This window comes from Mesorhizobium sp. M7A.F.Ca.CA.002.09.1.1 (assembly GCF_003998555.1).
Lineage (GTDB): Bacteria > Pseudomonadota > Alphaproteobacteria > Rhizobiales > Rhizobiaceae > Mesorhizobium > Mesorhizobium ciceri.
Window position 1 is genome coordinate 1 of sequence record NZ_RZRR01000819.1, and the last position, 2,547, is coordinate 2,547.

The following is a 2,547-nucleotide window of genomic DNA, read 5'->3' on the forward strand; positions in this document are numbered from 1 at the left end:
CCTACGTGCCGATCTGGATCAAGGAAGGCCTTGTCCTGGAAACCGACCCCGGCAAGATGGAGAACTTCAAGAATGTAGCGCCCGAATGGGCCAACCCCGACTTCGATCCAGGCCGCAAATACTCGGTGCCGTGGGCGCTGGGCACGGTGGGCGTCGTCGTCAACACCGACGCCTACAAGGGACCGGCCGACAGCTGGGGCATCATCTTCAACACGCCGGACGAGCTGAAGGGCAAGGTCAACGTCGTTCCCGAGATGAATGACGTCATCTTCGCGGCGATCAAATATGTCGGCGGCCAGCAGTGCACGGACGACAAGGCGGTGCTGAAGAAGGTGCGTGACACGCTGGTCGCGGCCAAGCCGAACTGGATCGCCATGGAATACAACACCATCGAGAAGATGGGCGCCGGCGACTTCAAGGCAACCAGCGACTGGAACGGCTCGGCGCTGCGCCAGCGGCTGGCCAATCCGGCCATCCACTACAATTATCCAAAGGAAGGTTACGGCCTGTGGAGCGATAACGTGGTCGTTCTGAAGGAAGCCAAGAACGTCGACAATGCCAAGCTGTTCCAGAACTTCATCATGGATCCGGAAAACGCGGCGGGCCTGTCGGCCTTCCACCGCTATGCCAACGCCATCACCGGCTCGGACAAATACATGCCGGCCGACATGAAAGATGCGCCGGAAGTCGTCATTCCGGCCGCAGCGAAGCCACAGGGCGAATTCCAGAAGATGTGCGCGCCTGAAATCCAGGACATCTACACCAAGATCTGGACCGAACTGCAGAAGTAATCGCTGCATGACGGACCCGGCGGCACATGTCGCCGGGTCTTTCTTTTCCGGGAATGGCCTTTCATGGACTCCTATCGCAACAGCGATCCGCGGCCGCCGATCATGCAGGGCTCGCCGCCCGCCATGGTGCCGCCGAAGCTCGACTGGGACCGGCCGCCATGGAACCGCTGGGCGTTCCAGCACATCCGTGAAATTCTGCCGACCGCCGAAGTCTGGCGCGGCAACGGCCATCGCCGCCGTCTCGAACGCGCCGAGGTCGATCTTGACGGGCTGGCGGTCGAGGACAGCGAGGGCAAGCCGACGACACTCGCCGGGCTGCTCGACGAGACCTATACGGACGGTTTTCTGGTGCTCAAGGACGGCAAGATAGCCTATGAGCGCTATTTCAACGGCATGGGTGAGCGCACGCTGCACCTGTCGCAGTCGATGGCCAAGTCCGTCACCGGTTCGGTATTCGGCATACTGGTCGGGCGCCGCCTGATCGATCCGGCCAGGCCGGTCACGGATTATTTGCCGGAGCTCGGCGCCACCGGCTGGGCCGGCGCCAATGTGCAGCATGTGCTCGACATGACGAGCGGCGTGCGTTTCTCCGAGGAATATACCGACCGCTATTCCGACATCGGCCAGGTCGATGTCGCCACCGGCTGGAAGCCGGTGCCGCCGGGCAGCGATCCGGATTTTCGCTGGCCCTCGCACATGTTCGAGCTGATCCTGGGCTTGAAGGACACGATCCGCCCGCACGGGGCTCAATTCGAATACCGCTCGATCGAGACCGATGTGCTCGCCTTCATCATGGAGCGGGTGACAGGCAAACGGCTGCCGCAGCTGGTTTCGGAAGAGCTCTGGCAAAAGCTCGGCGCCGACGAAAGCGCCTGCTTCACCGTCGACAGCGCCGGCTATGCGGTGGCCGATGGCGGCTTCAATGCAACGTTGCGCGATTATGGCCGCTTCGGCCAATTGATCCTCGACAATGGTGGCGGCGTCGTGCCGGCCGGCTGGGTCGAGGACACGCGCAACGGCAGGCATGGGCCGGACTTCAGCCCCAGCCTGCCGGAGGGCAGCTATCGCAACCAGTTCTGGATCGAGGACCCGCGCTCGCGCGCACTGATGTGCCGCGGCGTGTTCGGTCAGATGATCCATATCGACTGGAACACCGGAATGGTCGTGGTGAAGCTTTCGACCTGGCCGGATTTCGCCAATGGTGCCTATTCCATAGCGACGCTGAAAGCCGTGCACGCTATCGCCACGGCACTTCGCTGAGCCTCCACAAAGAAGAAACGACCCGGAAGGAAACGCCATGACCGGCAAAACCGTGTTCGAGACCCGCTATGGCTTCCGGCGCAACCAGGTGGTGCTCGCCAATTGGCGCGAGAACCCGTTCAACCGGTGGTCGTTCCAGAATCTCGGCGAACTGGTGCCGACCGCCCGGGTGGCGGCGACGTCGGGCGTTGTCGAAATCCCCGTGCGCGATATGGGCGGCCTGCTCGGCGAGAAGGTCGCGATCGCCGGCACACCGGAGACGGTGGCTGATTTTCTCGCACGTTCGAGCACCGACGCACTGACGGTGATGAAAGGCGGCAGGATCGTCGGCGACTGGTTCGCGCCGCATATGGATTTCGGCGCCCGCCACATCATCTTTTCGATCAGCAAGTCGCTGACCGCCATCATTGCCGGCATACTAGAAGGCGAGGGGGTGTTCGACCCGGAAGCGCCGGTGACGGCCTACATCCCCGAAGCCGCCGGCTCGGCCTATGGC

General features: G+C 62.7%; 3 protein-coding genes. All 3 read left to right on the forward strand.

The features are described from left to right. A partial coding sequence (locus tag EN994_RS26755) for an extracellular solute-binding protein (protein ID WP_127307946.1) occupies window positions 1–791 on the forward strand: 791 nt, incomplete at its 5' end. Window positions 792–854: 63 nt separating this feature from the next. Further along, on the forward strand, window positions 855–2,051 hold the full coding sequence (locus EN994_RS26760) for a serine hydrolase (RefSeq protein ID WP_024502675.1): 1,197 nt from the start codon (window positions 855–857) through the stop codon (window positions 2,049–2,051). Between the two features lie 37 nt (window positions 2,052–2,088). Continuing rightward, on the forward strand, window positions 2,089–2,547 hold a 459-nt coding region (locus EN994_RS26765; protein WP_164746223.1), incomplete at its 3' end, for a serine hydrolase.